Source organism: Acinetobacter sp. SWAC5, from assembly GCF_003419885.1.
Classification (GTDB): domain Bacteria; phylum Pseudomonadota; class Gammaproteobacteria; order Pseudomonadales; family Moraxellaceae; genus Acinetobacter; species Acinetobacter cumulans.
In genome coordinates, this window is the sequence record NZ_QUWR01000062.1 from 1 (window position 1) to 2,438 (window position 2,438).

General features: G+C 35.4%; 2 protein-coding genes. Both read left to right on the forward strand.

Annotated features, from left to right (window positions below; genetic code table 11):
• Positions 1-628 precede the first annotated feature (628 nt).
• A complete protein-coding gene (locus DYI81_RS17780) occupies positions 629-2,113 on the forward strand; it encodes a sodium-dependent transporter (protein WP_106986768.1) in 1,485 nt (494 codons plus the stop codon).
• Between the two features lies 1 nt (position 2,114).
• Entirely contained in the window at positions 2,115-2,222 is a 108-nt protein-coding gene (locus DYI81_RS17785; RefSeq protein WP_106986769.1) for a methionine/alanine import family NSS transporter small subunit, read from the forward strand.
• Positions 2,223-2,438: the final 216 nt, after the last annotated feature.

Consider the following 2,438-nt stretch of genomic DNA (forward strand, 5'->3'; position numbering starts at 1 on the left):
CAGAAGTGAAACCTCTTAGCGCTGATGGTAGTGTGGGGTTACCCATGTGAGAGTAAGTCATCGCCAGCTCATTATTCGAAACACCCCCTGACTAGTGCAGGGGGTGTTTTTTTATGTGTGAAATATTGAAATATATGCATAGATTGTTCATTTACAGGTTTGTAAGTTGATGAAAACTCAGTAAATGAATGTTTATAAATTGAAAATAAAGATAATGATTTAAAATCAAGTACAGTTTTAAGCTTGTTGACATGAATCATTCGGTAGACGTGTTATTTTTAAAGATTTAGTATTCTAAAAAGTTATAGTATTTATAAAATAAAATGTTTAAAAATTGAGCTGTTTTAGTGATCATTCAGTCGCAATATATTATAAAAGTAGAATGTTTTGTGTAGAAATTACAGAATTTTTTGAAAAAAGTGGGTATTGTTAAAGGCATATAAAGACGATTTATTTTCAAAATTTTAACCAAGTTTTTTCTATAAATTGGTCTGTTTGTCATTTAGACGAGCATGCTCAAAAGGTGTGTATCTGAATCAAACAACAAAAATTAGTTTTATGGTCTTTTGATGTTAACGATATAACCACAATAAGTTGCATGTAAAAGGGCCTAAGGTTTAGGTGTTGTATGTCGGATAATCGTGAGAACTGGTCTGCACGATCAGGGTTTATTATTGCAGCTATTGGTTCTGCAGTAGGTTTAGGTAATATTTGGCGTTTTCCATACGTAGCGTATGAAAATGGTGGCGGGGCATTTTTAGTTCCTTATTTAATTGCAATTTTTGCTGCAGGTTTACCATTATTATTCTTGGACTATGCGGTAGGCCATAAATTTCGTAAAGCGCCACCAACGGCTTATAAGAAACTTATGAACGCTGAGTCTCTAGGCTGGTGGCAAGTCATGGTGACATTGGTGATTGGTATTTATTATGCCAGTGTACTGTCATGGGCTGGCAGTTATATGTTCTATTCATTTGGGCAAAAATGGGGAGCTGATACGCAAGCCTTTTTCTTTTCGACATATTTACAAAATGGCGAAGGCTTAGCTTTAGGTTTTGTACCGACCTTATTCTTTGGTTTGGTTGCTGTTTGGGCTGTAGTGATGTTCATCCTATATGGCGGTGTGCGTCGTGGCGTTGAATTAGCAAATAAAATCTTTATGCCGTTATTAGTGATTTTATTTACCATTTTAGTGATTCAAGCTGTACGTTTGCCTGGTGCAACAGAGGGTTTAAATGCTTTCTTTACGCCAAATTGGGATGCAATGACCAATTATAAAGTTTGGTTAGCTGCCTTTGGTCATATTTTCTTTTCGTTGTCAGTGGGCTTCGGCATCATGCTGACCTATGCATCGTATTTAAAGAAGAAGACTAATTTAACTGGATCTGGTGTCGTTGTAGCTTTAGCGAATTCTTCATTTGAAATTTTAGCAGGTATTGGTGTATTTGCAGCGCTTGGCTTTATGGCACATAGTGCTGGGGCAAGTGTACAAGATGTTGTATCTGGCGGTATTGGTCTAGCATTTATTGCTTTCCCTAAAATTATTTCAAGTATGGGTGCTGGCGGCGATCTATTTGGTTTCTTGTTCTTTGCGTCATTGGTTGTTGCTGGTATTACTTCCATGGTAAGTATTTTGGAAGTGCCGATTGCTTCTTTTCAAGATAAATTGGCTTGGTCGCGTAAGAAGTCTGTAACGATTATTGCTGGTGGTTCAGCAGTTGTATCTACGCTTATTTTCTCGACTCATAGCGCAATTACATTTGTAGATATCATTGATTACTTTGCCAATAACATTGGTATTGTTGGTGGTGGTTTATTGTCTATTATTTTGGTTTCTTGGTTCCGTCGTCCATTGTTGCAACAATTACAAGCACATGTGAATGAATACTCAAGTATTAAATTAGGTAAAGGTTGGAATTTCCTTGTTACCGTGATTACACCATTATCTTTATTAGTTGCACTTGTGTTGACTTTTAAGTCGATTATGCTTGAAGGCTATGGTGGTTATGCATCGCATATTTTATGGATTGTAGGTGGCGGTACGATGGCATTCTTAATTCTTGGTGCGATTGTATTGGCCTGTTTCAAAGATAAAGTAGTTGAGGAGAAATGATATGAATACATCTGCAATGATTATGATGATTATTTCTATGGTATTACTTTGGGGTGGGTTAGTTTTGGCGACTGTTCATCTTGTGAAACATCCAGATGAGGAAGATTGAGACTACTCATTCTTTTATTTTAAAAATTTAAAAAAACCAGACTAAAAGTCTGGTTTTTTTTTAAATATTTTATTTTTTGATAAAAATTATGAGTAGTTATTAGATCTCTTTCATAAATCAAAAAAAGATCTTTCTTTTGCCGATTATTTGTACCAAAGAATCTTAAATAATCGAGCATAATCTGCGTATGAAATATATCGATTCAAAGAAGCTTTC

Excerpts from the sequence above, each read along its gene's own strand:
- DYI81_RS17780 (WP_106986768.1), top strand. The coding sequence starts at position 629 with ATGTCGGATAATCGTGAGAACTGGTCTGCACGATCAGGGTTTATTATT.
- DYI81_RS17785 (WP_106986769.1), top strand. The coding sequence starts at position 2,115 with ATGAATACATCTGCAATGATTATGATGATTATTTCTATGGTATTACTT.